Consider the following 649-nt stretch of genomic DNA (forward strand, 5'->3'; position numbering starts at 1 on the left):
GTCTAACTCATGCATACGGAACTCTAATAAAGGAAGCGGGATATTTAACGCGTTTGGAATTTTACCTATTTTTACTTCCTCTACTTCACGCACATCTAAAATGTGAATTTGTTCTTGTTTTTTTACTAATTGTTCTACTTCTTGTGCTGCTATTGTCTTCACGCTACGTCTCCTCCTTCTTGATTTATCTCCACGTATTCATGCCGCCTTTAACGTTGGTGATGGATGTAAAGCCTTGCTTTTTCAACAGTTTACTTGCTTTCATACTTCTCATTCCGCTTTGACAAATAACGACTACTTCCCTGTCTTTTGAAAGCTGGCCTATTTGCGCTAGCAGTTCTGATAAAGGAATGTTTCGAAATCCTTTAATATGTTTGGTACGGAATTCATGCGGTGTTCGCACGTCGATAAACTGGTTATTTTTATTTTTTAAATTTGCTTTTAATTCCGTTGTGGCTATTTGCTGAATACCTTTTACTGATGCAAAACGCTGATACAAAAACCACAGCAGAAAGACGATAATAAGCGCATTGATAACCATATTGACCCTCGCTTCATGAGTTATCTTTTAGATGAATAAGTTTACGTTTCCGTCTTCTGCGTCGGCTAAATACGCCGCTACGCCTGCATATTCAATATTATCTAGCAG

Annotated in this window: 2 protein-coding genes and 1 pseudogene; all 3 read right to left on the minus strand. The window is 37.9% G+C overall.

Annotated features, from left to right (window positions below; translation table 11 throughout):
- The coding region (locus RB298_RS15650; protein WP_486047543.1) for a rhodanese-like domain-containing protein at positions 1-162 on the minus strand (162 nt) is incomplete at its 3' end.
- A gap of 22 nt (positions 163-184) precedes the next feature.
- Complete coding sequence (locus RB298_RS15655) at positions 185-541, minus strand: rhodanese-like domain-containing protein (protein ID WP_486047542.1); 357 nt, start codon at positions 539-541, stop codon at positions 185-187.
- 27 nt (positions 542-568) lie between these two features.
- Positions 569-649, minus strand: a pseudogene (locus RB298_RS15660) (DsrE/DsrF/DrsH-like family protein); the annotation flags it as partial.

The sequence above is a fragment of the Priestia sp. BR_2 genome, from assembly GCF_041954005.1.
In the GTDB taxonomy this organism is placed as follows: domain Bacteria; phylum Bacillota; class Bacilli; order Paenibacillales; family Paenibacillaceae; genus Paenibacillus_AQ; species Paenibacillus_AQ lautus_A.

Excerpts from the sequence above, each read along its gene's own strand:
- RB298_RS15655 (WP_486047542.1), bottom strand. The coding sequence starts at position 541 with ATGGTTATCAATGCGCTTATTATCGTCTTTCTGCTGTGGTTTTTGTAT.